Below are 22,824 nucleotides of genomic sequence, written 5' to 3' on the forward strand. Positions count from 1 at the left end.
GTTCGTCGGCCGTAGGCTGGACCGATGACCGACCGCGAGCCGCGACCAGGGGCGGAACCAGATCTGCCGACCCTCACCGACCCGGTGATGATCGCCGCTTTCGAGGGCTGGAACGACGCCGGGGAGGCGGCGAGCACCGCGCTGGAGCACCTCGAGCTGAGCTGGGATGCCACCCCGCTGGCGGCCATCGATCCCGAGGAGTACTACGACTTCCAGGTCACCCGGCCGCATATCCGGTTGGCCGGGGGGGTGACCCGCAAGATCGAATGGCAGACCACCCGGCTGTCGGTGGCCACGCTTCCGGGCACCGGGCAGCACGTCGTGCTCGTCAACGGCATCGAGCCGAACCTGCGCTGGCGGACCTTCTGTGCCGAGCTGCTCGACTACGCCGATCGGCTGGGTGTGACGAAGGTCATCACCTTGGGTGCGCTACTCGCCGACACCCCGCACACCCGACCCACCCCCGTCAGCGGCAGCTCCTACGACAAGTCCTCGGTGGGCAGGCTGCGGGTCGAGCCCTCGAGCTACCAGGGACCGACCGGCATCGTCGGGGTGTTCCAGCAGGCCTGCATCGAAGCCGGGCTCCCCGCCGTGTCGTTCTGGGCCGCGGTGCCGCACTACGTCGGACAGTCCCGGGTGCCCAAGGCGGCGGTGGCGTTGCTGCACCGGGTCGAGGAGATCCTCGATGTCGAGGTGCCGCTCGGCGCCCTGCCCGAACAAGCCGAGGAATGGGAGCGCACGGTCTCCGAGATGGCCGATGCGGACGACGAGGTCCGCGAATACGTCCGCCAGCTCGAGCAGCAGGCCTCCGAGGAGGAGCGGACCGACGCCTCCGACCTGCCCGGAGCCAGCGGCGACGCGATCGCGGCCGACTTCGAGCGGTACCTGCGCAGGCGGGGTTCGGGAGGCGCGGGGTCCTGAGTCCGGCACCGCCCCCGCAACCCGCCGGGTCCTCGGCCGGTCGACTCCGAACTCGGCTGGCCAGGGCCGGCCTGTACGCGGGCGCGTTCCTGGGCCCGTTCGGCGGCGGGGTCACCGTCGCGATGTTGCCGGAGCTGGGGACCTCGTTCGAGGTGTCGGCAGAGGCGGCGACCGCGTCGCTGACCGCGTATCTGCTGCCGTTCGCGGCCGTGATGCTCGTATCCGGCACGCTCGGTGAGCGGTGGGGCAGGCGGCGCACGGTCGTCGGCGCCTACCTCGGCTACGCGGTGGCGTCCGCGGCCTGCGTGCTCGCGACGACGTTCTCGGTGTTCCTCGCCGCCCGGGCCGCCCAGGGGGTCGCGAACGCCTTCACCACCCCGCTGCTGCTGGCCGCGCTGGGCACCGCCGCGGCACCGGAGCGGCTCGGGCGGGCGCTCGGTTGGTTCGGGTCGCTGCAGGCCGCGGGCCAGACCTCGGCGCCGCTGATCGGTGGCCTCGCCGCCGAGTTCGACTGGCATCTCGCCTTCGTCGGCGTCGCGGCGGTGGCGGTGCTGCTGGCCCTCGTGGGCATTCCGACCTCCCCCGGGACCGCCGGGGCGGAACGGCCGTCGCTGCGTTCGGCGTTCCGGCCCGTCGTGCTGCGACTCGGGGTCGTGGCCGCCATCGGCTGGGGATGTCTGGCCGGGCTCGGGTTCCTCGTGGCCCTGCAGCTCGAGGACGCGTTCGGGGTCGGTGCCGGGCCGCGCGGGCTCGTGCTGACCGGCCTCGGGGTGGCCGGACTGCTCAGCGCCCGGCTCGTCGGCGGCGGGGTGGACCGGGTGGGACCGCGGCGGTGCGTCCTGTTCGGGGCGCTGCTCGGGGTGGGGCTGCTGCTCGGGCTGGGGTTCGCGCCGTTCGTCGGAGTGGTCGCGGTGCTCTGGGCGATCGGCGGCATCGCCACCCAGCTCGTGCTCGTCGGGGTGAACGCACTGACACTCAGCTCGTCGGCGGACAACCGCGGCGGGGCGATGTCGGTGGTGCAGGCCATCCGATTCGGCGGTGGGGCACTGGCCCCGGCGGTGATCACCCCGGTCTACGTGGCCGATCCGGCGATCGCCTTCGTGCTGCCCGCGGCGCTGCTCGCGCTCGTGGTGCCGGTAGCGCTCCGCCGTACCTGAGGGCAGCCGGCCCTGCGATCAGGCCTGCGGTACGGCGTGCTGGCGCAGGTCGGCGAGATCGATCCACTCCAGGGTGCGTGCGTGCGTCGCCTCCAGCACCACCGGCGGCGCGACGCCCGCCGCGTGCGCCTCGGCCCACCGCTGCGCGCACAGGCACCAGCGGTCGCCCGGCCGGAGACCGGGGAACCCGTACTCGGGGCGCGGAGTGCTGAGGTCGTTGCCCGCCGTGACGCTGAACTGCAGGAACTCGGCTGTCACCTGGGCACATACGGTGTGCACCCCGCTGTCCTGCGACCCCGTGTCACAGCAGCCCGTGCGGTAGAACCCGGTCAGCGGGTCGGTCCCGCAGGTCTCGAGCTCCCCGCCGAGCACGTTGCGTGCCATGTCATCCCCTCCCGTGAGTGCGTCACAGTGTTCTAACACTGTTACGCACTCACAGCCCGCGGTGAGCTGCACCGATGGTCCGGTGGCCCGGGCCGGCCGGTGACGCTGCGGGCCACCGGCGTTCAGAGCGCGACGCCCAGCAGCGCGTCGAGGGCCGTGCGGACCAGGCCCGGCGCCGTGCGGTCCCCACCGCGTCGCTCCAGGGTCGCGGCCGCCCAGGCGTCCACCGCGGCCAGCGCGCGGGGGCTGTCCAGGTCGTCGGCGAGGTGGGTGCGCAGCCGCGCCACGAGATCGTGGCCGGGTTCGGCGGCGTCGAGCGTGACGGCCGCGCGCCAGCGGTCCAGCCGGGCCTGTGCCGCATCCAGGAGCGCCGGGCTCCACTCGCGGTCGGTGCGGTAGTGCCCGGACAGCAACGCGAGCCGGATCGCGTTCGGGTCGACCTCCGCCGCGCGCAGCTTGGAGACGAAGACCAGGTTGCCCCGCGACTTCGACATCTTCTCGCCGTCCAGGCCGATCATCGCGGCGTGGGTGTAGTGCCGGGCGAACGGGTGGACCCCGGTGTGCGCCTCGACGTGCGCGGCACCGAACTCATGGTGCGGGAAGATCAGATCCGAACCGCCGCCGTTGACGTCGATCTGCGTGCCGAGCCGGTTCAGCGCGATCGCCGCGCACTCGACATGCCACCCGGGGCGTCCCGCGCCGAGGTCGGACTCCCAGGACGGCTCGCCGGGACGCGCCATCCGCCACAGCAGGGCGTCGACGGGGTGCCGTTTGCCCGGCCGGTCCGGGTCCCCGCCGCGCTCCCGGGACAGCCGGACCATGGTGTGCTCGTCGTAGCCCGACTCGTAGCCGAAGCTCCCGGTCACCGCGCTGTCGAAGTAGACATCGGGGTACTCGGCGTCGTCGATTCGGTAGGCCGCGCCCGCCGCCAGCAGCTTGCCGACCAGCTCGGCGATCTCCGTCATCGCCTCGACCGCGCCGACGAAGTGCCGTGGCGGCAGCACCCGCAGCGCCTCCATGTCCTCGCGGAACAGCGCCGTCTCGCGCAGCCCCAGCACCACCCAGTCGTCCTGGTCGCGGGCAGCGCGTTCGAGCAACGGGTCGTCGATGTCGGTGACGTTCTGCACGTAGTGCACGTCGTGGCCGAGGTCGCGCCACACCCGATTGACCAGGTCGAAGGCCAGGTAGGTGGCAGCGTGGCCGAGATGGGTGGCGTCGTAGGGGGTGATGCCGCAGACGTACATCAACGCCTCGGGCCCCGGTGCGGTGGGCCGGACGCGCCCCGTGGCGGTGTCGTGCAGGCGCAGCGGCGGGCCACTGCCCTCGAGCCGGGGAACATCGACCGAAGCCCAGGGTTGCATGCGTCCCAACTTACGCGGTGGATCGCGGGAATCAGGTGTCCGGGACGGGTCACCACCACCGGTCGGGCAGCCGAGCCTCGATATCGCGCAGGTGCCCGCGCGTGCAGCCGGGACAGAGCCAGCGCACCCGGCCCTCGTCGTCGCGGTCGTTGCCCCAGGCCAACGACGTGGGATCGGACAGGTCGCGACGCTCACCGCACAGGTGGCACGCCTGCGGAGGCTCCACGACGTTCATGGTGCCGGACGTGGACGGCGCGCGACACCGCCGGCCGCCGCGCGGCTCGGCACGCACAGGCAGGGCACCGCAGCGATCAGCACGATGAACCAGACGGCCACCGGCAGCGCCGTGAGCTGCGCCAGCCCGCCGATGGCGCTCGGGCCGACCAGGAACCCGACGTACCCGCCGGTGGACACCGCGGCCACGGCCGGGGCGGCCCGGACGCCGGTGCGGCCGGCCTCGGCGATCAGCGCGGGGAACACGACCGAGATCCCCGCACCGAGCAGGGCGAACCCGCTGACGGCCCCGACGGTCGCGGCCGGCCCCGGCCCCGAGGCCCCGGCGAACGCGAGCCCGGCCGCCAGCCCCGCCGCACCGCAGCCCGCGAACCAGCGGATGGCGCGCCGCCGCCCCAGCCGGGTCAGCACCCGGTCCCCGACGATCCGGCCCAGCGTCATCGTCGCGGAGAACGCCGCGAACGCCGCGCCCGCAGCGACCGCCTCGGCGCCGAATGACTCACGCAGCAGCACCGCCGACCAGTCCGCGGTCGCCCCCTCCGCGAGCAGCACCGCGAACGCGGCGACCGCCAGCGGGACCAGGGGCCCGCGGGGCAGGGCGATCACCGGGGCGGGCGGGGCGTCCTCGGGGACCGGTGGGTCGGGCAGGAAGGCGCTCGACAGCGGCAGGACCACCGCCAGCGACACCGCGCCGAGCACAACGAACTGTCCCAGCAGCGGAACCTCGCGTGCGGCGGCAAGGCTGCCGACCACGGCGCCGGCGAGCGCACCCAGGCTGAACAGGGCGTGGAACGACGCCAGCAGCGATCGTCCGTAGGCCCGCTCGACCGTGACCCCCTGGGCGTTCATCAGCGCGTCGAGGCCGCCCATCGCCATCCCGAACCCGAACAGCGCCGCCCCCAGTGTCGCGGCGCCGCCCGCCAGCGCGATCGGCAGCGCCGAGGCGACGAGCAGCACGACGGCGACGCGGGTCGTGCGCCCGCTCCCCCACCGGGCCGCGACCCAGCCGGTGAGCGGCAGCGTGACCAGCGATCCCACCCCCGGCGCCAGCAGGGTCAGCCCGAGCACCCCGTCGGACAGCCCGAGCGCGGCCTTCACCTCCGGGATCCGCGGCGTCCACGAGCCGAACAGCGAGCCGTTCGCGGCGAAGGTGGCGGCGACGGCGAGCCGGGACGCCCGCGGCGGCGACCCGGCCCCGGTCGTCCGCGGGCCTGCCGCGCTCACCCGACGGGCACGGGTCGGGCCTCCGCATCCGCCGACCGTGGGGCCATCCTCGGTGCCAGGGCGGCACACACCATCAGCTGGAGCTGGTGGAACAGCATCAGCGGGAGCACCACGAGACCGACGGGCTGCCCGGCGAACAGCACACCGGCCATCGGCAGGCCGGCGGCCAGGCTCTTGGTCGACCCGCAGAACATGATCGTGGCCCGATCGGCATGGTCCAGGCCCAGCGCCCTCGGCACGACGACGGTGGCGAGCAGCACGACGGCGAGCAGCGCGGCGTCGACCGCGAGCAGCACGGCGAGGTCGGGCAGGGTGAGCCGGCTCCAGATCCCGGCTGTCATGCTCGCGCTGAACGCCACGTAGACGATCAGCAGGATCGAGCCCCGGTCGACGGCGCCGAGCAGCCGGCGGTGGCGCTCGGTCCAGCCGCCGATCCAGGGCCGCAGCAGCTGGCCCAGCAGGAACGGGGCGAGCAGCTGTAGCCCGATATCGATCACGGCGCGTCCGGAGAACCCGCCGTGGGCGGCCAGCAGCAGGCCCGCGAGCAGCGGCGTGCCGACCACACCGACGAGGTTGGAGAACGACGCGGCGCAGACGGCCGCCGCCACGTTGCCCCGGGCGACCGAGGTGAATGCGATCGAGGACTGCACCGTCGACGGCAGGCAGCACAGGAACAGCACCCCGATCGCGAGGCTCGGCGACAGGATCGACGGCGACAGCAGCTGCGCGGCCAGCCCGAGCAGCGGAAACAGCACGAATGTCGCGGCCAGCACGGTCCCGTGCAGGCGCCAGTGCCGCAGCCCGGCCAGCGCCGCGCGCGGGGCGAGGCGAGCGCCGTAGAGGAAGAACAGCAGGCCGATCGCGACGGTGACGGCGTGCCCGGCGATGGTGGCCGCGGCGCCGCGGGCGGGCAGCAGGGAAGCGACGCCGACGGTGACCAGCAACAGCAGCAGGTACGGGTCCGGGCGCAGGTGACGCAGCACCCGCCCATGTTCGCCCGACCGTGTCAATTCGGAAACATGCACGGCGGACTGACAGTCATCATGAATCCCGATAGGCTGGCCCGGGTGTTCGACCCGGTGCAGCTGCGCTCGTTCCTGGCCGTCGCGCAGACGCTCAGCTTCACCCGTGCCGCCGAGCGGCTCGGGATCCGGCAGTCGACGGTCAGCCAGCACGTCCGCAAGCTGGAGGCGGTGACCGGCCGTCCGCTGTTCGTCCGCGACACCCACAGCGTCGCGCTCACCCCCGACGGCGAGGCGATGCTGGACTTCGCGCGCAGCATCCTCGACACGACCGAACGCGCGCTCGCGCACTTCATCGGAGCGCAGGTCCACGGCAGGCTGCGGTTCGGGGTGTCGGAGGACCTGGTGCTGACCCGCCTGCCGACGATCCTGCGCGAGTTCCGGCTGCGTCACCCACTCGTCGACGTCGAGCTCACGGTCGGGCTCAGCGCCACCCTTCAGCAGATGCTGGCGAACCGCGATCTGGACCTGGTGTTCGGCAAGCGGACCCCGGGCGAGACGCACGGCACCCCGGTGTGGCGGGACCGGTTCGTCTGGGTCGCCGGCCCGGATCTGCCCCGGCTGGGCCCGGACGAGCCCGTTCCGCTGGTCACCTATCCGCCGCCGAGCATCTCCCGGGCCGCCGCGGTGACCGCGTTGGAGCGGGCCGGGAGGGCGTGGCGGAGCACCTGCACCAGCGGCAGTCTCAGCGGCCTGCGGGCGGCAGCCCTGGCCGGGCTGGGGGTTTGGGCGCACGCCGAGTCGCTGGTTCCCGCAGGTCTGGTGGCTGCCCCGGCGCGGGCCAAGCTGCCCGAGCTCGGGTCGTTCGACTTCGTGCTGTTCACCGGCCGGGCCGTCGCCGACAGCCCGGCGGGCGCGCTCGCCGCCACCATCCTCGCCGCCGGTGACCGCCTGCGCTGACGGGCCTCGCTCACCGGCCCTTGCGCCGCAGATAGTCGGCGACGACCTCGGCGCCGAGGCCGTCCACGGTGGGAGCCACCACCCGCCCGCCGCAGCGGCGCGCCACCCCGTCCATGAACGCGGCCAGCCGCGGGTCGTCGCCGAGCAGGAAGAACGTGAACGACGCGTCCTGCCCGGTGAGCCGGTCGACCTCACCGATCGTCGCACTGATCGTGGCGGGGCTGGGCGGGTAGTCGAAGAACGCCTCGCCGTCGGGGGCCAGGTGGGCCGTCGGCTCCCCGTCGGTGACGGCGAGGACCACCGGTCTCGCGTCGGGATGCCGGCGCAGGTGCCGCCCGGCCAGCAGCAGCGCATGGTGCAGGTTCGTGCCCTGGACGTAGGCACCGTCGAGCCCGACCAGCTCGCCGAGCTCGACCGTCCGGGCGTGCCGGCCGAAAGCGATCACCGCCAGCTCGTCACCGCGGAAGCGGGTGGAGATGAGGTGGTGCAACGCGAGCGCGGTGCGCTTCATCGGCACCCAGCGACCCTCGGCGACCATCGACCAGGACGTGTCGACCAGCAGCGCCACCGCGGCCTTGCTGCGCTGCTCGGTCTCGACGATCTCCACGTCGGTGACGTCGAGCGCGCGCTCGTCCCCGCTCGCCCGCCGCAGCTGCGCGTTGAGCAGCGTCCGGGACACGCTCCAGGACTCGGTGTCGCCGAACGCCCAGGGCCTGGTGGCGCCGGTCGGCTCACCCGCCGCACCGGCCCGCCGGGTCTCCCGCTCCCCGCGGCGTCCCCCGATCCGGTCGACGACCTCGCGCAACGCCGACTCGCCCAGCCTGCGCAGCGCCTTCGGGGACAGCTGCAGCGAGCCGTCGGCCGCCCGTTCGAACAGGCCCTGGCGGGTCAGCTCGCGCTCCAGCTCGGCCAGCCGCTGCGCGTCCACCCGCGCCTGTTCACCGAGCAGGGACTCCAGCGCCTCCAGGTCGATGTCCTCGAGCCGGGCACCGGGATAGCTCTGCGCGAGCTGCTCGGCCAGCGCGTCGAGCTGGGCGAGCTCCTCCAGCGCCCGGGTCGCCTCGCCCATGCCCAGCGGGTTGTCCCCGCGGAAGCGGGCCGAGCCGGTCCAGTCCTCGCCGGGACGCAGCCCCTGCAGCTGGGCGTCGAGCTGGGCGAGGGACTGCATCAGCCGCGGGTCGCCGAACGCCTGCTGGGCCAGCTCGGCGAGCTCGGCGCGCTGCTGGGCCGACATCGAGTTGAGCATCCGCTGCGCGGCGGCGGCGCGCGCGGCGAGCAGGTCGATCAGCTCGTCGACGGTGCGCGGGTTCTCCGGGAAGAACTCGCCGTGGCGACGCATGAACTCGGCGAACTGCTCGGGGGTGTCGCGCCCCCGGGCATGGTCGGCGAGCAACGAGTTCAGGTCCTCGAGCATCTCGCGGATCCGCTCGACGTCCTCCGAGGTGGCGTTCTGCAGCGCCTCCTTCATCCCCGCGAACCGCTGGTCGAGCAGCTCCCGGCCGAGCAGGTCGCGGATCTGCTGGTAGGCCTGCCGGGCCGACGCGGACCGCCAGTCGTAGGAGTCGAGCTCGCGGACCGCCCCGCCGGTGTCGGGGGGAAGCGCGTCGAGCTGCATCTCACGGAACCGAGCGTCGTCGGTGTCGTGGCGCCCCAGCTCCGCGCGCTCGGCGTCGAGCGCGCGCTGCAGGAGTTCGCGGACCTCCGCCAGCGTGCCGTCGAGCCGGTTGTCCCGCTGCAGGTCGCGGCGGCGCTGCCAGACCTGCCGGGTGAGCTCGTCCAACCCGCGCCGCCCGTCGTGACCGCGACGAAGCAGCTCCTGCAGCGCCTGGCGGGGCGAGCCGCCCTCCATCACGTCGCGGCCGATCTCGTTCAGGGCCGCCCGCAGGTCCACGGGGGGCGCGAGGGGATCGGGGCCGTCGCGATAGGGCCCGTACCGTACCCGTCGATCTCGCCGTCGCATCCCGCTCACGCTACGCCGGGACGGGCCGGGCCGCCCGCGGTGCTCAGTCCGCCAGCAGGACGTGGTTGCCGGACACCATCGCCGCCGGACCGGGCAGGTCGATCCGGATCGGAGCCGTCACCGCCCCGGCGGCCAGCTCGCCCACGACCAGCCCGGACCCCCACGCCCACAGTCCGCCGTCGCGGTCGATCGCGTACGCCGTCAGCCCGTACGCCCCGATCCACCGGATCGGCGGCAGCCCCGGCACCGGCCGCGGGTCCGCCGACACATGGTCGGAGGCGTCGCCGTCGCCCAGCACACCCTGTGCCCCGCGCCCCCACGCCCAGACCGCGCCCGCCTCGTCCAGGGCGAATGCCACGTCGGTCCCCGCGGCGACCTGCACGATCCCGCTCAGCGCCCCGACCCGGACGGCGCCGGGCGTCTGCCCGCCCCGCGGCTGCGCCCCGAGCAGGCCGTGCACGTTGCTCCCCCACGCGCACACCTCGCCCGCCCCGGTCGCGCCGATCCCCGCGCCGCCGGCGTTGGCGATGCCCAGCAGCCCGGGGCGGTCCCGAAGGGTCCGGACCGTCGTTCCCTGCCGGTCCCCGAGAACGTCGGTGAGGTTGATCCCCCACCCGGTGACCTGCCCGTCGGCCCGCAGCGCGAGCACCTGCAGGTCGCCGGTCGCGACGTCGACGATCCGGGAGGCACCGGCCACCGGCACCGGGGACGGCTGCGCCTGCGCCGCACCGCGCACCCCGCCGTTCGCGAGAAACGCATCGCCCCACATCAGCACGGTCCCGTCGGCCCGCACGACGACGAACGCCGACCCGACGGGATGGACCGAGACGGCGTCGGTGATCCCGGGCACCGGCTGCGGCTCGGTGACGACATGCCGCTCGCGCACGCCGTCGCCGAGCGAGCCGAGATGGCCCAGCCCGTAGACCGAGACGGTGCCGTCGGCGTGCACGGCCGCGACCGTGTGCCCGGTGCTGGCGACGGAGACCACGTCGTCCCAGCCGGGGATCAGGCCGGTGACCTCCGGCGTGGAGAACGCCGGGGCGACAGCAACGACCCGCCCCGGCGCATGCCGGACCGGCTGCGGGGCGGCGTCGGCGTCGGCGCACCGCGGCGCGGCGAGCACCGCCCGGTCGGCCGCGCTGCAGCCGGAGAGCACGCCCAGCGCCGCCGCTGCGGCGAATACCCGCAGCGTCATCCGACGGATCATGGGCTGGAGTCTGCCCGGTGGTCGCGGTGGTGCACCTCGGTGGGGACTACCGGTAGGTCACGGTGTCGTCCTGCTCCTCGTCCTTGGCCAGCCTGCGGGTGAGGAACAGGTACTCCAGCGTCAGCTCGGCGGCCGAGGCCATCGGACCGGGGTCCTCGGTGCCCGCGACGCCGAACCGGGTCGCGACCGCCGTCAGCGCGGGCACGGCCGGCAGCGCGGCGACGACCTGCGCGGCGGGCACGCGTTCCCCGGTACACACCGGATGCGCGGCGACGGCGTCGGCGAGCTCGGTGAGCTCGACCCCACGCAGCCACGACCGCGCGGTTTCGGCGGTCGCCCGGCGCAGCAGATGCTCGAGGATGTCGTCCTCCCGGCCCTCCTCCCCGGAGCTGAACTCCAGCTTGCCGCGCAGCACGGCGGGCACCGACTCCAGGTCGATCGGCCGGGCGTAGGCGTGGCGCTCACCGGTGAGCGCGGCCCGGCGCAGCGCCGCCGCGGCCGCGGTCTCCGCGGCGGCGACGGCGAACCGGGCCGACACCCCCGAGCCCTGGTCGACCGCGCTGGACTCGCGCAGCAGCCGGGCGAACCGGGCGATCACCTCGATGAGCTGCCGCGGCACGTCGGCGACCAGGTCGGCCTCCTGTTCGACGAGTGCGACCTCGTCGGACACCTCCAGCGGGTAGTGGGTACGGACCTCGGCGCCGAACCGGTCCTTGAGCGGGGTGATGATCCGCCCGCGGTTGGTGTAGTCCTCCGGGTTCGCGCTGGCCACCAGCAGCACGTCCAGCGGTAGCCGCAGCGTGTACCCGCGGACCTGGATGTCGCGTTCCTCCATCACGTTGAGCAGCGCGACCTGGATCCGTTCGGCGAGGTCGGGCAGCTCGTTGATGGCGACGACGCCGCGGTGCGCGCGGGGCACCAGACCGTAGTGGATGGTCTCCGGGTCGCCCAGCGTCCGCCCCTCGGCGACCTTGACCGGATCGACGTCGCCGATGAGGTCGGCCACCGCGGTATCGGGTGTGGCGAGCTTCTCGGTGTAGCGCTCGAGGCGATGCCGCCAGCTCACCGGGAGATCGTCGCCGAGCTCGGCGGCCCGGCGACGCGAGCCGGGGGTGATCGGATCGTAGGGGTGCTCACCCAGCTCGGAGCCGTCGATGACGGGGGTCCACTCGTCGAGCAGGCCGATCAGGGAGCGCAACAGCCGGGTCTTGCCCTGGCCGCGCTCGCCGAGCAGCACGACGTCGTGGCCGGCGAGCAGAGCCCGTTCCAGCTGCGGCAGGACCGTCGCGGAGAACCCGACGATCCCGGTCCACGGGTCCCGGCCCGCGCGCAGCGCCGCGAGCAGGTTCGCGCGGATCTCGGTCTTGACGCCCCGTTGTTCGTGGCCGGAGGCGCGCAACTCGCCGAGCGTGCGGGGAAGATCAACAGGCGGTGTGGCAAGCACGCCGACCACGCTACGCCCTCGCCCCGGGACCGAACGCTCGCCAACCGTGCGTCCGACCTGCGGTCGGCCTCCGCTCCGTTCGGCCCGTCGGCGGTGTCGCCGCTGCCTGGGCCGGTGCGGTGGGGCCGCGGAGCCGTGGCCGCGGCACGGCCGACGCTGCTCAGGCGACCGACCGGGAACCGACGGCCGCCTCGTCGGAGCTGAGCACGTCCTCGCCGTAGAGGCCGTGCAACCAGTTGGTCTGGTAGATGGTGTCGAGATAACGCTCGCCCAGATCCGGGGCGATGGCCACCGCCGTGAGCCCGGGTGCGTCCTGCCGGTCCAGCCAGTCCATCGCGCCGCTGACCACCGTTCCGGTGGAGCCGCCGAACAAAAATCCCTTACCGGCCAGCCGATGGCAGGCACGGATCGTGTCAGCCTCATCGACGCGCACCACGTCATCCACGTACGACTCGTCGAGCAGCGCCGGGGGGACGCTGGCACCCAGCCCAGGGATCATCCGGCGGCCCGGTGTCCCCCCGAACGCCACCGAGCCGACGCTGTCCACCGCGACGATGCGCACCGGCCGGTGCCAGTACCGGAAGTAGCGTGCGCAGCCCATCAGGGTCCCGGCCGTGCCCACTCCGACGAACAGCACGTCCAACCCCGGGAACTGGCGGGCGATCGCCGGCGCCGTCGTGCGGAAGTGCGCCCGCCAGTTCCCGGGGTTGGTGTACTGGTTCAGCCACACGTAGCGCTCGTCGGAGGAGCACAGCGCGCGGACATAGTCCAGCCGGGCACCGAGGAACCCACCGGTGGCCGAGGGCTCGGCGATCACGTGCACCTGGCTGCCCAGCGCCTCCATCATCCACCGGGTCGACAGGTTGCAGCGGGCGTCGGTGACGCACAGGAAGTGGTAGCCCTTGCTCGCCGCGAGCATGCTCAGCGCCACACCCAGGTTCCCCGAGGAGGACTCGACCAGGATCGCCCCGGGCCGCAGGCGTCCGTCCCGCTCGGCCGCCTCCACCATCTCGGTCGCGGCCTTCAGCTTGATCGATCCGGCGAAGTTGAAGCCCTCGCATTTCAGGAACAGCGAGCGGCCGAAGATCGATTGGAGATCGATGAAGAGCTCGTCCTCGTTGAAGCCCTGAGGAACGGAGATAACCGGCACATTTGCCCCCTCATCTGTCGCAGTGCCATCGGCCGCTACCCGTAGCGGCGCAGGTCGTGGAAGAAGTCGTCGATGACGTGCAGCTCCCCGGATCGGGCCACCTCGTCGTGGACGTACTTGCCCACCGCGAGGTCCAGCACCCCGAGGCCGAACGGCGAGAAGACCACCGGCCGATCCGCCGGCACCGTCACCCGCTCGGCCATCACGTCCTCCAACGTGCCGAGCAGGAAGTCCCGGTTGCCCGCGAGCTGCTCGGCCAGATGCGGCGACGTGCCGGCCTTCAGGCAGTGCTCGATGTCGTCGACGATGTTGGTGCAGGCGAGCAGGATCTGCGGCGCCAGGTCGCGAAGCGACACGTGCAGCACCACCGGGTCGTGGTCGAACCACGCGAGGTCGTGGACGTGCGGCGTGGTGGCGACCGTCGCGAAGATCACCAGATCGCTGGCGCGGATCAGTTGCTCGGCGCCGTCGTGCACGGTGATCCGTCCGCCGCCGCCCGCCCCCCGCAGGTAGCCACAAAAGCCCGCGGCGGCATCGGCGGACAGGTCGTGCACCCCGATCTCGTCGAACGACCAGCCGGTGGCGGCCAGAAACGTGTGGAGATAGCGGGCGATCAGGCCCACCCCGAGGAACCCGACCCGGGTGGGACGGACTCGGCCACGGCTGAGCCAGTCAGCCGCCAGCGCCGCCGATGCGGCCGTCCGGGTGGCGCTGACGATCGAGGCTTCCAGGCAGGCGAACGGGTAGCCGGTGTCGGGGTCGTTGAGGATCACCACCGCGGAGGCCCGAGGAAGGCCCGCCGAAACGTTCCGCGGGACGCTGGAGATCCATTTCAGGCCGTCCACCCGGGCCGGTCCCCCGATCGAGGCGGGCAGCGCGATGATCCGAGAGTCCGGGCGGTCCGGGAAGCGCAGGAAATAGGACGGTGGGTTCACCGTCTCCCCGGCGCCGTGCAGCCGGTAGGTGGCCCCGACCAGGTCCACGATCTGCTGCTCACGTCCCCGCAGGGCGCGCTGGACCTGGGCCCCGGAGATCACCGCGAACGATGGCGCCCGAAGCGGCGCGGACGTGGTGAACTCCGCAGCGGTGGAACGGGTGGCCGTCATCGAGGCGTCACCTCGACGGTCGGCGCGCAGTCGGCCAGATGGACCGCGTCGGCCATCGCGACGAGCACCTCGCGCGACCCCGAGTAGGGCTCGCGGCTGTGTGCGGTGCGGATGTTGTCGACGAGCATCAGGTCACCGGGCTGCCAGGGCTCGCGCGCGGTCCGGGCATCGTAGGTCTCGTTGAGCAGCGCCACGATGTCCTCGCCGATCGGGTCGCCGTTGCCGAAACAGGTGTTGAACGGCAGCCCGTCGGAGCCGTAGACCTCCACGAGGAACTCGCGCACCTCCGGATCCAGCGTCCATTCGTTCAGGAAGGCGATCTGGTTGAACCAGCAGCGGCGACCGGTGACCGGGTGGCGGACCACGGCGCTGCGACGCTGCCTGGTGCGCAGTCCCCCGTCGGGGCGCCAGTCGAACTCGATGGCGTTGGCCCGGCAGTAGGCCTCGACGGCGCCGCGGTCCTCGGTGCCGAAGGCCTCGGCGAACGTCGCCCCGATCTCGTCGTTGTAGTTGCGTGCGAGCAGCCAACCCTCCCGCTCGAACCGCTCGACCAACTCGGCGGGCAGCGCGTCGAGCACGGTCGGCGAGTCGGCCACCCCGGTCGCCCCGCCGTCGGTGGCCGCGGTGCGGCACGCGAAGAGCATCAGACCGGGGAACTCGAGCGCGTAGCTCAGTTCGTGGTGCATGCACATCGGTTGCTTCGGCGGCCACCTCGACGAGGAGTACAGCCCGTCGGCGTACGTCGTGCGGGCCGCGAAGGCTTCCCGCTCGGTCATCAGGTCGGTGCCGGCCAACCGTCGGAACACGGCATCGATTTCGGCCACGTCGTGTAACCCGAGGCCCCGGACCAGGACGGCGCCGTGCTCGAGGACCACGGCACGCAGGGCGTCGCGGTGCTCGGCGGCCCAGCGCAGCGGGTCGCCGCCGGTTTCGGCCCGCAGCATCGGTGGCCGTGCGGGGTGCAGGTCCACCTCGAGCAGCGACGTCGGCGAGGATGCCATCGGGATCTCCTTCCAGTCCGTGCTCACAGACAGGCCAGCAGGTCAGCGCCGCGCAGCACGGCCCGGGCGGCCTCCGCCGGGCGGGTGCGCGGGAAGTAGTGGCCGCCGTCGGCGAGCTCATGCAGGGCGACGTGTTCGGACACGAGCTGCCAGTCGCGGTGGCGGTGGGCGAACTCGGCCGTGATCGGGTCATCGGCGGCGGCGACGACGGTGACCGGCGCGGACAGCCGTGGCGTGGGTGGGGCATCCAACAGGTCGGCGAGGTAGCGGTGGGCCGACACGCAGTCGTGCCGGTAGGCGGCGCCGACGTGGTCGGCACGCTGCGCATCCAGCCCGCCGAGTGCGGTGTAGCCGCCGTCCGCGCTGAGTTCCCCGGCCAGTTCGGCGTCGCTGCGCCGGGTCAGCTCGGTGATGGCGGCCCGCCTGTCGGCGGCGTCACCGAGCAGCTGCGCGCCGAGGAACACCCGCCGGACGTCGACCCCGCGTTCGGCCAGCGCCCGGGCGGTCGCCACCGCGAACGCGGCGCCCGACGAGTGTCCCCACAGCCACAGCCCGCGGCGGCCGCGCCCGGTGATCTCGGCGATCTCGGCGCAGACCTGCTCGACCACCTGTGCCATCGGCGCGAACGGCTCACGCTGGGCGGCCAGGTCGTGGCCCGGCAGCTCGACGGCGTACACCGCGGCCCCGCTGGGGCGCAACGCGGCGGCCATCGGCTGGAAGTTCACCGCGTTGCCCCCTGCGTAGGGGAAGCAGACCAGGGCGCCGGCCCGCGCGTCGCGCGGGTCCGCGAGCGCCTGCAGCAGCGCCGGCCGCGTCGCCGCGGGACGCCGCGCGGACCTGCCGTCGACCAGTCCGGCCAGGTCGGTGAGGACGGGACACCGGGTGACGTCCTTGAGCGACACCTCCCGGTTCATCGCGATCGCCAACTTCACCGCCGACAGTGACGTGCCGCCCCGGTCGAAGAAGTTGTCCCGTCGGCCGATCTGGCCGGCCGCGATGCCGAGCACCTCCGCCCAGGCAGCCGCCAGCCGGTGCTCGGTCGGCGTCCGCGGCGCGTCGTGCCCTCCCTCGGCGTCGTCGCCGGCCGCGAGCGCCACCAGCGACTTCTTGTCGATCTTGCCGTTGGCCGTCAGCGGCAGCCGCTCCCGCCAGTGGAAGGCCGACGGAACCATGTACTCGGGCAGCGACCGGCCCAGCCGGTCCTGCAGGACGTCGACCGGGAGCGGCCGGGGCGCCGCGTAGAAGGCCACCAGGTGCGTGCTGTGATCGGCCCGTTCGGCCGCGACCACCGCACCGTCGCGGATCCCGGGCACCCGCAGCAGGGTGTTCTCGATCTCGCCGATCTCGATCCGGAAGCCGCGGACCTTGACCTGGGTGTCGCGACGGCCGAGGAACTCCAGCTTGCCGTCGGGCCGCCAGCGGCCCTGATCGCCACTTCGATACAGCCGGTTCCCCGGACGGTGCGGGTCGGCCGTGAAGGCCAGCCGGGTGCGCTCGGGGTCGTTGACGTACCCGCGGCCGACACAGATCCCGGAGAAGACGATCTCGCCTGCGGCACCGAGCGGCACCGGCTCGAGGTGCTCGTCGACGACGTAGACGCGCACGTTGTGGACGGGGCGGCCGAGCGGGACCCGGCCGGAGCCGGGCGCCCGGTGCATGACCTCGTGGTTGGTGTCGTCGGAGGTTTCGGTCAGACCGTAGGCGTTGACCAGCGTGATGCCGGGGTGGGCCGCGAACCAGCGCTGCGCCAGCTCCGGTTTCAGCGCCTCCCCGGTGACCGAAACGCACCGCAGGTCCGGCAGCGCGCGGGGGTGCGCCTCCAGGTAGGTGAGCACGACCTCGAGGTAGGACGGCACGACCTGGAGCACCCCGACCCGGCCCTCGACGATCGTGTCGACGAACCGCTGGACGTCCAGGATCATCTCCTGCCCGACCAGCAGGGTCCGCCCGCCGACCAAAAGCGCCGAGACCAGCTGCCACAGCGAGATGTCGAAGCACTGGGGCGCGGTCTGGGCGACCACCTGGCCCTCGCCGATCCCGAGGTCCGCGATCTTGGCCAGGAGGTGGTTGAGCATGCCCGCGTGCTCGCACATCGCCCCCTTGGGCTCACCGGTGGAGCCGGAGGTGAAGTAGATGTAGGCGAGCTGGTCGGGCGCGACGCCGATGCCGAGGTCACCGTCGGCGTGGGCGTCGTCGTAGGCCGCGTCGATGACCAGCACCCGGACCCCGGACAGCGGGTCGCGGGCCGCGCCGGCCGTCGTGGTCATGCCGGGCCCGATCAGCGCCAGCCCGCACTGTGCCCGGGCGAGCGTGGTCGCGATGCGGTCCGCCGGGAAGTGCGGCTCGATGGGCAGGTACACGCCCCCGGCCTTGAAGACGGCGAGGACGGCGGCCATCCAGTCGAGGTTGCGCTCGGTCACCACCGCGACGACGCCTTCGCGGCGCAGTCCGTGCGCCAGCAGGGCTCGCGCGAGCCGGTTGGCGCGGGCGTTGAGCTCGGCGTAGGTCCACTGCCGGTCGCCGTGCACGGCCGCGACCGCGTCCGGATGGGCGCGCACCCGCTGCTCGAACAGCTCGTGGAACCGACGGTCGGGCAGCTCGCGGCGCGGCCCGGCGAGTCCGTCGAGCTGAAAGCGGCGTTCCGCCGCCGACAGCAGGCTCGCCCGCCCGTGCTGCGCATCCGGATCGGTGGCGAGGAGGCCGAGCGCCGCGAGGTGGTAGCCGGCGATCCGGGCGGCGCAGTCCGCGTCGAGCAGGTCGGTCCGGTACCGCAGCCGAAGGGCGAGCCGATCGCCGTGGTCGCGGACGTCGACGTGCAGGACGGCGTCCGCCACGGGTTCGCCGCCGGCACCGGCCGGATCGAACGTGGTCTCGAACATCGGCCCGCTCGAGCCCAGTTCGCCTCGGAGCTCGTCGACCGGATAGTCCTGGTGCCTGAGCAACTCCGTCACGGCGCGATGGGTGTCGCGGAGCAACGCTCGCCACGGGCCGGGCTCGGTCCGGAGCCGCCACGGCAGCGTCCGAGCGCCCGCCGCGGCGACGTATCCGGTCACGATCTCGCATTCACCGGACAGGGCGGCCAGCACCTTCGCGTGCGCGGCCAGCAGGATCGAGCCGAGCGGTACGGCCAGCTCATCGGCCACCCGGCGCAGCGCCGTCGCGAGCTCGTCGGGGATCGTCGTCTCGTATTCGGTGCGGCCCGGCACCGGCGTGCGGCTCCAGCGCGGGATCGCGGTGGGTCCGCCTGCCCGAAGCACGGCGCGCCAGAACTCTCGGTCGGCATCGGCTGGTGTTGGCATCCGGATTCCCTTCAGCTGCCGCCGGTGGGCGCTGCTGGCCCGGTCAGCGCGGCCCCGCCGGTCAGCGCGGCGGTGCCGAGCCGGTCGCGAATCTCCCTGGCCGGGTTTCCCGCCCACTGCGCATTCGGCGGCATCTCCTCGCCTTTCATGAGGAAGGAGCCCGCGGCAAGGACCGCGCCGTCGCTCACCGTCACGCCGTAGTGGACGAATGCGCCGACCCCGAGCGTGCAACCGGAACCGAGCGTGCTGCGATCGGATTTGAACGTGCCGTCCTCCTGGGAATGGCACTGGATCGCGGTTCCCGCGTTGAGGGTGCAGGCGTCGCCGATGCTGACCAGCGTCCGCTCGGGCATGGCGCAGCCGTCGTCGAAGACCTTGCGGCCGAGCCGTACGCCCAGCATCCGCGAGATGATGTTCTTGAACGGGGTACCGCTGAGGACGAATTCCAAGGCGCCGGGAAGGACGAGCTTCCAGTAGCGCTCATGCCACCAGAAGTAGGAGTTGTAGATCGAGCAGAACTGTGGCCGCAGCGGCCGGAACCGGGCAACGGCGCGTTCGACCACTACGAAGTAGGTGAAGGTGAACAGCGTGCTGATGACAAGTTCGGCAGCGACCGCCTCCGCGCCGAACATTCGGTAGTAGTCCGCGACCGCCAGGGCCAGCAGCATGACGCCGAAGAAATGAACCCACCGGACCAGCAGGAGAAGGGCCATGGTGCGCAGGTTGTACCGGTTCTTGGCCGAAAGACCGCGGCGCAGGTTGTCCCCGCTCTTCAGATGGTCGAACCGGCTGTCCCGCTCGACCGACCGGGGAATCTCAAAGCTGGGTGACCCCAGAAGTCCCTGGTTCGTCCGCAGGTTTCCGTCGATCGGGACGAGTACCTTCGTCGCGAGCAGACAGTTCTCGCCGGTCGTGCTCTGGGCGGGGTAGGCGATGCGGTTTCCGAGGAAGTTGCGTGGTCCGATCGACACCCGGGACACGCGGAAGGAGGTGCTCGAGAAGTCGGCGTTGATGATCGACAACCCGTCGGCGACCATCGTCCCGCTGCCGACGGTGACGTGGTAGGGGGTTTCGTGCATCACCTCCGTGCCGAAGTTCGACCCGGTCTGGTCGACCCGGGAGAGGTCGTAACCGATGCAGCGCAGGTAGTGGACGATGTAGGAGCTGTCCCCGAAGAGCAACCTGAAGAACGTCCGGTTGGTCAGGAATGCGATCGCCCGGTGAATCGAGTAATGAATCCCGTACAGGAGGTAGACCGTGTCCGGCTTGATCACGAGGTTGAGTATTCGCGGAACGGTGACCACGACGAGGAAGCCGAGGAGAATGGCGCCGAAATAGAGCACCGAGGAGACGATGAGGACGTTGTGGTAGAAATCCCAGTAGGTGAAGGCGACCCCCGATGTGTCCAAGAACCCGCTGCGCAGAGCCTCGTCGAGAAGGATGGCCAGCACACCGAGTGCCGCCGGCATGACGATCAGCACGGCGACCAGCAGCTGGCCGGCGGCGTAGCCGAGGCGCCGCAGGGTGCCGCACGGGGCGGCGGGGACCACGGAGTAGTCCACGTCGGCGCGCTGCGCCGGTGCGCCGTGCCAACGCTCGCCGTCGGGCACGGTCTGCCCGGTGTTCAGGGTGGAGGCATGGCCGAGCTGGGCGCCGTCGCCCATCGAGGTCTCGATGTCGAGCACCGACGCCTCACCGACGAACACCTCCTTGCCGAGCGTGACCGGGCCCGTCTGGATCTGGCCGGCATGGGCGCGGAAGCAGGTGAAGGACGCATCCTTACGGATGGTTGTGCCGTCGCCGATGGTGAGTAGATCGGTGCAGACGGGCATGGTTCGGGAGTAGATCGCGACACCACGCCCGACCCTGGCGCCCAGCGTCCTGAGGTAGAGCGAGTAGAGGGGCGAGGTCGCGCTCGTGCGCGACCGGCCACCGATGATCAGCAGCAGCGGGTTCGCCCGGACCAGCGTCCTGACCGCCCAGAAACGGACATAGGCCAGGCTCCAGATCCGGATCTGCTGGGGCTTCCATCGGCCGATGAGCAGCCACTTCGCCAGAATCGGAAGAATGCAGGCTCCGGCGAATGCCGCGCCGCCGAACAGGACCGCTCGCGCGTACAGATCGAGCAGGTTCGACCCGGCGGTGACCCACGTGTAACCCAGGACGCTGACTACCGCACCGCCGTAGACGTATCCGAGGATGAGCAGAAGCTGCAGCGTCCCGCACAGAATGTACTGCGCAGTTCCGGCGGGCTTGACTTCCTCGGCCGGCGCCGGGTTCGGCGATTCGACGGGAGCGGGCGCGGTGTCCTCGAGCGCCGCCGCCAGGCCTTTGATCGTCGGGTTTCGATACACGTCCTTCATCGAGATCGACGGCAGGTCACCCCGTTTCCGCGCCCGGGCACAGAAGTGAGTCATCATCATCGAATCGGCGCCCAGATCGTCGAAGAAGTTGCTGACGATCGACACCCGCTCGGAGTGCACAACACCAGCGATGACCTCGGCGAGGATTCGTTCCCTATCGGTCGTCGGGCCGACGTATCCGTCCGGGCCGGCTGAGGGCGCAGCCTGGACGGCCGATAAGGCCTCGACAGGTTTTCCCATCACGGACTCTCCTCGCCCCAGGAGTCGAAAGTGTCGTGAGGTGTCCCGGACCGGGTACGGACGTCGTACGCGGGAACGGCCGCGAAACGTCGGCATCGCCGTGGTTCGCGGGGTTTGCGGGTAGGCCGGGCGGACACGGTGATCTCCCCCTGCGCGCGGATCGTCGAGCGCAGCCGACCACGTCGGCGCTCACGTGCGGTGAGGCGGTCACCTCGTGCCTTTCCGAACGAGAGGGCGTACCCCCGATCAGGCGGGGATGCCCCCTGCTCCGGGTGGGGTCCGCGCCCATAACGCAGATATCGGTACAAAGGCCCAGGAGAAACATCATCGACACGCTGCACCATTGCCCTTCCCCCGTGAGACAGTCGCGGTAGGAGAATCCACCGCGCTGTCCCACTCGTCTCATATGCGGACCTCGTCGCTCCCGGTTCGGCCCCGGACGGCTCCCCTTCCGACCTGAGTACGATGGTGTCCGGTCAGCGGATCAATCCGTATCTCGGCGCCACCCTTGTATGGCGTCGTCGAGCCCCTCGGCATTGTTTCGACCCAGGGCCCGCAACCACCCGTTCGGCCGCTGATGCCTCCGATTTCAGGACACACCGACAGTCCCGTCGATGCGACCATTCGAGGGATACCGAATATCGATCAATGCCTCGGTCGCCAGCACTTACCGACGGATGGCTGGAAATTTACGTTCCCATTTGTTGGCAATGATCGTGTGCCACCCATCGGTCTGCCTTGACGATGCCATCTGAATCTGCGCACGATGGTCCGCCCTTGGCCCCACCCGCTCGTGGTGGTGGCAGCACCGACCTGATCGCCGGCTGGGGGGCAGATGCGAGGAGCGATACGGGCGGCGGTGGCGGCCGCCGCGGTGGCGGTGCTGGTCGGTTGCGCCCCGAGCACACCGATGCCCGGGCCGACCGACAACGCCCTGGGATCGCGGCTGAAGGCCGAGGTGACGGGTGGCGGTGCCGTCACCCACCTCCAGGCACTGCAGCGCATCGCCGACGACAACGGCGGGACGCGGGTCTCCCCGGGGCCCGGCTACGCCGCGAGTGTCGACTACGTCGCGGGCGTGCTGCGGGATGCCGGTTTGCAGGTGAGCACGCCGACCTTCCAGATGGGGCGGCGCGGCGGTGGCGAGGCCACGGTCCGGAACGTGATCGCGCAGACCCGCACCGGGAACACCGGGCACGTCGTCATGATCGGCGCACATCTGGACTCGGTGCGTCGCGGCCCGGGCATCAACGACAACGGTTCCGGGGTAGCGGCGTTGCTGGAGATCGCGACCCGGCTGGGTGGATCACCGTCGGTGACCAACGCGATCCGGTTCGCGTTCTGGGGTGGCGAGGAGGAGAACCTCGACGGGTCGACAGCCTATGTCGAGGGTCTGTCCGACGCCGAACGCACCGCGATCGCGCTGTACGTGAACGTGGACATGGTGGCCTCACCCAATGGTGGCTACTTCGTGCACGGCGGTGCGGGCGGCCGATCGTCGGGCTCCGGCCCACCCGGTTCGGCGGAGGTCGGGCGCGTGCTGGCCGACCAGCTCGCCTCGATCGGGGTCACGCCCGAGCTGACCAGGTTCGACGGAAGCTCGGACTACGAGCCGTTCCTCGAGGCCGAGATCCCCACCGGTGGAGTCCTCGCCGGGGACGCCGGCACCAAGAGCGCGGAGCAGGCCCGGCGCTGGGGCGGGCAGGCCGGCGAGGTGTTCGACCCGTGCTACCACGCCGCGTGCGACCGGCTGGACAGCGTCAACCGGACCGCGCTGGACCGCTTCAGCGACGCGCTCGCCGGGACGCTGGGCTACTTCGCGACGACGACCGACGGACCGGCCCGGTGAGG

The 22,824-nt window shown here is 72.1% G+C and carries 17 protein-coding genes; 4 read left to right on the forward strand and 13 right to left on the reverse strand.

Translation table 11 applies throughout. The annotated features are described in order from the left end of the window. Nucleotides 1-24: 24 nt before the first annotated feature. Nucleotides 25-921 carry a PAC2 family protein gene (locus ACFQE5_RS11005; protein WP_379584761.1) on the forward strand — a complete coding sequence of 299 codons (897 nt, stop codon included), beginning with the start codon at nucleotides 25-27 and terminating at the stop codon, nucleotides 919-921. Nucleotides 922-1,043: 122 nt separating this feature from the next. Next, nucleotides 1,044-2,078, forward strand: coding sequence for an MFS transporter (locus ACFQE5_RS11010; protein ID WP_379584762.1), 1,035 nt, complete (start codon nucleotides 1,044-1,046; stop codon nucleotides 2,076-2,078). Between the two features lie 18 nt (nucleotides 2,079-2,096). Here ACFQE5_RS11010 and ACFQE5_RS11015 read toward each other — a convergent pair whose 3' ends face one another. The 5 genes from ACFQE5_RS11015 to ACFQE5_RS11035 form a co-directional block, all read right to left on the reverse strand. Next, on the reverse strand, nucleotides 2,097-2,462 hold the full coding sequence (locus ACFQE5_RS11015; RefSeq protein WP_379584763.1) for a DUF2237 family protein: 366 nt from the start codon (nucleotides 2,460-2,462) through the stop codon (nucleotides 2,097-2,099). Nucleotides 2,463-2,584: 122 nt separating this feature from the next. Then, nucleotides 2,585-3,823: a cysteine--1-D-myo-inosityl 2-amino-2-deoxy-alpha-D-glucopyranoside ligase gene (gene mshC, locus ACFQE5_RS11020; RefSeq protein WP_379584764.1), complete on the reverse strand. Its 1,239-nt coding sequence runs from the start codon at nucleotides 3,821-3,823 to the stop codon at nucleotides 2,585-2,587. Nucleotides 3,824-3,872: 49 nt separating this feature from the next. Continuing rightward, nucleotides 3,873-4,049 carry a hypothetical protein gene (locus ACFQE5_RS11025; RefSeq protein WP_379584765.1) on the reverse strand — a complete coding sequence of 59 codons (177 nt, stop codon included), beginning with the start codon at nucleotides 4,047-4,049 and terminating at the stop codon, nucleotides 3,873-3,875. 5 nt (nucleotides 4,050-4,054) lie between these two features. Next, entirely contained in the window at nucleotides 4,055-5,281 is a 1,227-nt protein-coding gene (locus ACFQE5_RS11030; protein WP_379584766.1) for an MFS transporter, read from the reverse strand. Further along, complete coding sequence (locus tag ACFQE5_RS11035) at nucleotides 5,278-6,261, reverse strand: bile acid:sodium symporter family protein (RefSeq protein ID WP_379585059.1); 984 nt, start codon at nucleotides 6,259-6,261, stop codon at nucleotides 5,278-5,280. Before ACFQE5_RS11035 ends, ACFQE5_RS11030 begins: the two co-directional genes overlap by 4 nt. Before the next feature lie 63 nt (nucleotides 6,262-6,324). Between ACFQE5_RS11035 and ACFQE5_RS11040 the strand changes: the two genes are divergently transcribed. Beyond that, complete coding sequence (locus ACFQE5_RS11040; RefSeq protein ID WP_379584767.1) at nucleotides 6,325-7,203, forward strand: LysR family transcriptional regulator; 879 nt, start codon at nucleotides 6,325-6,327, stop codon at nucleotides 7,201-7,203. Nucleotides 7,204-7,213: 10 nt separating this feature from the next. Here ACFQE5_RS11040 and ACFQE5_RS11045 read toward each other — a convergent pair whose 3' ends face one another. The 8 genes from ACFQE5_RS11045 to ACFQE5_RS11080 form a co-directional block, all read right to left on the reverse strand. After that, nucleotides 7,214-9,163 (reverse strand): hypothetical protein, encoded by a 1,950-nt coding sequence (locus tag ACFQE5_RS11045; protein WP_379584768.1) that lies wholly within the window; start codon nucleotides 9,161-9,163, stop codon nucleotides 7,214-7,216. A gap of 43 nt (nucleotides 9,164-9,206) precedes the next feature. After that, nucleotides 9,207-10,358, reverse strand: coding sequence for an RCC1 domain-containing protein (locus ACFQE5_RS11050; protein WP_379584769.1), 1,152 nt, complete (start codon nucleotides 10,356-10,358; stop codon nucleotides 9,207-9,209). 58 nt (nucleotides 10,359-10,416) lie between these two features. Next, nucleotides 10,417-11,814: an ATP-binding protein gene (locus ACFQE5_RS11055; protein ID WP_379584770.1), complete on the reverse strand. Its 1,398-nt coding sequence runs from the start codon at nucleotides 11,812-11,814 to the stop codon at nucleotides 10,417-10,419. Nucleotides 11,815-11,974: 160 nt separating this feature from the next. Beyond that, nucleotides 11,975-12,964 (reverse strand): 2,3-diaminopropionate biosynthesis protein SbnA, encoded by a 990-nt coding sequence (sbnA, locus tag ACFQE5_RS11060; RefSeq protein WP_379584771.1) that lies wholly within the window; start codon nucleotides 12,962-12,964, stop codon nucleotides 11,975-11,977. Between the two features lie 35 nt (nucleotides 12,965-12,999). Next, entirely contained in the window at nucleotides 13,000-14,070 is a 1,071-nt protein-coding gene (sbnB, locus tag ACFQE5_RS11065; RefSeq protein WP_379584772.1) for a 2,3-diaminopropionate biosynthesis protein SbnB, read from the reverse strand. Further along, nucleotides 14,067-15,071, reverse strand: coding sequence for a TauD/TfdA family dioxygenase (locus ACFQE5_RS11070; RefSeq protein WP_379584773.1), 1,005 nt, complete (start codon nucleotides 15,069-15,071; stop codon nucleotides 14,067-14,069). The genes sbnB and ACFQE5_RS11070 overlap by 4 nt, the downstream gene beginning before the upstream one ends. A gap of 23 nt (nucleotides 15,072-15,094) precedes the next feature. Then, complete coding sequence (locus tag ACFQE5_RS11075) at nucleotides 15,095-18,370, reverse strand: non-ribosomal peptide synthetase (protein ID WP_379584774.1); 3,276 nt, start codon at nucleotides 18,368-18,370, stop codon at nucleotides 15,095-15,097. An 11-nt stretch (nucleotides 18,371-18,381) separates the two neighbouring features. Beyond that, nucleotides 18,382-20,973 (reverse strand): Pls/PosA family non-ribosomal peptide synthetase, encoded by a 2,592-nt coding sequence (locus ACFQE5_RS11080; protein WP_379584775.1) that lies wholly within the window; start codon nucleotides 20,971-20,973, stop codon nucleotides 18,382-18,384. A gap of 835 nt (nucleotides 20,974-21,808) precedes the next feature. Between ACFQE5_RS11080 and ACFQE5_RS11085 the strand changes: the two genes are divergently transcribed. Next, entirely contained in the window at nucleotides 21,809-22,822 is a 1,014-nt protein-coding gene (locus ACFQE5_RS11085) for a M28 family peptidase (protein ID WP_379584776.1), read from the forward strand. The last annotated feature ends 2 nt before the right edge of the window (nucleotides 22,823-22,824 follow it).

This window comes from Pseudonocardia hispaniensis (genome assembly GCF_042658695.1).
Taxonomy (GTDB): Bacteria; Actinomycetota; Actinomycetes; order Mycobacteriales; family Pseudonocardiaceae; genus Pseudonocardia; species Pseudonocardia hispaniensis.

Coding starts and splice junctions, on each gene's coding strand:
- mshC (WP_379584764.1), bottom strand. CDS start 3,823: ATGCAACCCTGGGCTTCGGTCGATGTTCCCCGGCTCGAGGGCAGTGGC.
- ACFQE5_RS11080 (WP_379584775.1), bottom strand. CDS start 20,973: ATGGGAAAACCTGTCGAGGCCTTATCGGCCGTCCAGGCTGCGCCCTCA.
- ACFQE5_RS11040 (WP_379584767.1), top strand. CDS start 6,325: ATGAATCCCGATAGGCTGGCCCGGGTGTTCGACCCGGTGCAGCTGCGC.
- sbnB (WP_379584772.1), bottom strand. CDS start 14,070: ATGACGGCCACCCGTTCCACCGCTGCGGAGTTCACCACGTCCGCGCCG.
- ACFQE5_RS11070 (WP_379584773.1), bottom strand. CDS start 15,071: ATGGCATCCTCGCCGACGTCGCTGCTCGAGGTGGACCTGCACCCCGCA.
- ACFQE5_RS11005 (WP_379584761.1), top strand. CDS start 25: ATGACCGACCGCGAGCCGCGACCAGGGGCGGAACCAGATCTGCCGACC.
- ACFQE5_RS11050 (WP_379584769.1), bottom strand. CDS start 10,358: ATGACGCTGCGGGTATTCGCCGCAGCGGCGGCGCTGGGCGTGCTCTCC.
- ACFQE5_RS11075 (WP_379584774.1), bottom strand. CDS start 18,370: ATGCCAACACCAGCCGATGCCGACCGAGAGTTCTGGCGCGCCGTGCTT.
- ACFQE5_RS11015 (WP_379584763.1), bottom strand. CDS start 2,462: ATGGCACGCAACGTGCTCGGCGGGGAGCTCGAGACCTGCGGGACCGAC.
- ACFQE5_RS11085 (WP_379584776.1), top strand. CDS start 21,809: ATGCGAGGAGCGATACGGGCGGCGGTGGCGGCCGCCGCGGTGGCGGTG.
- ACFQE5_RS11010 (WP_379584762.1), top strand. CDS start 1,044: ATGTTGCCGGAGCTGGGGACCTCGTTCGAGGTGTCGGCAGAGGCGGCG.
- ACFQE5_RS11045 (WP_379584768.1), bottom strand. CDS start 9,163: ATGCGACGGCGAGATCGACGGGTACGGTACGGGCCCTATCGCGACGGC.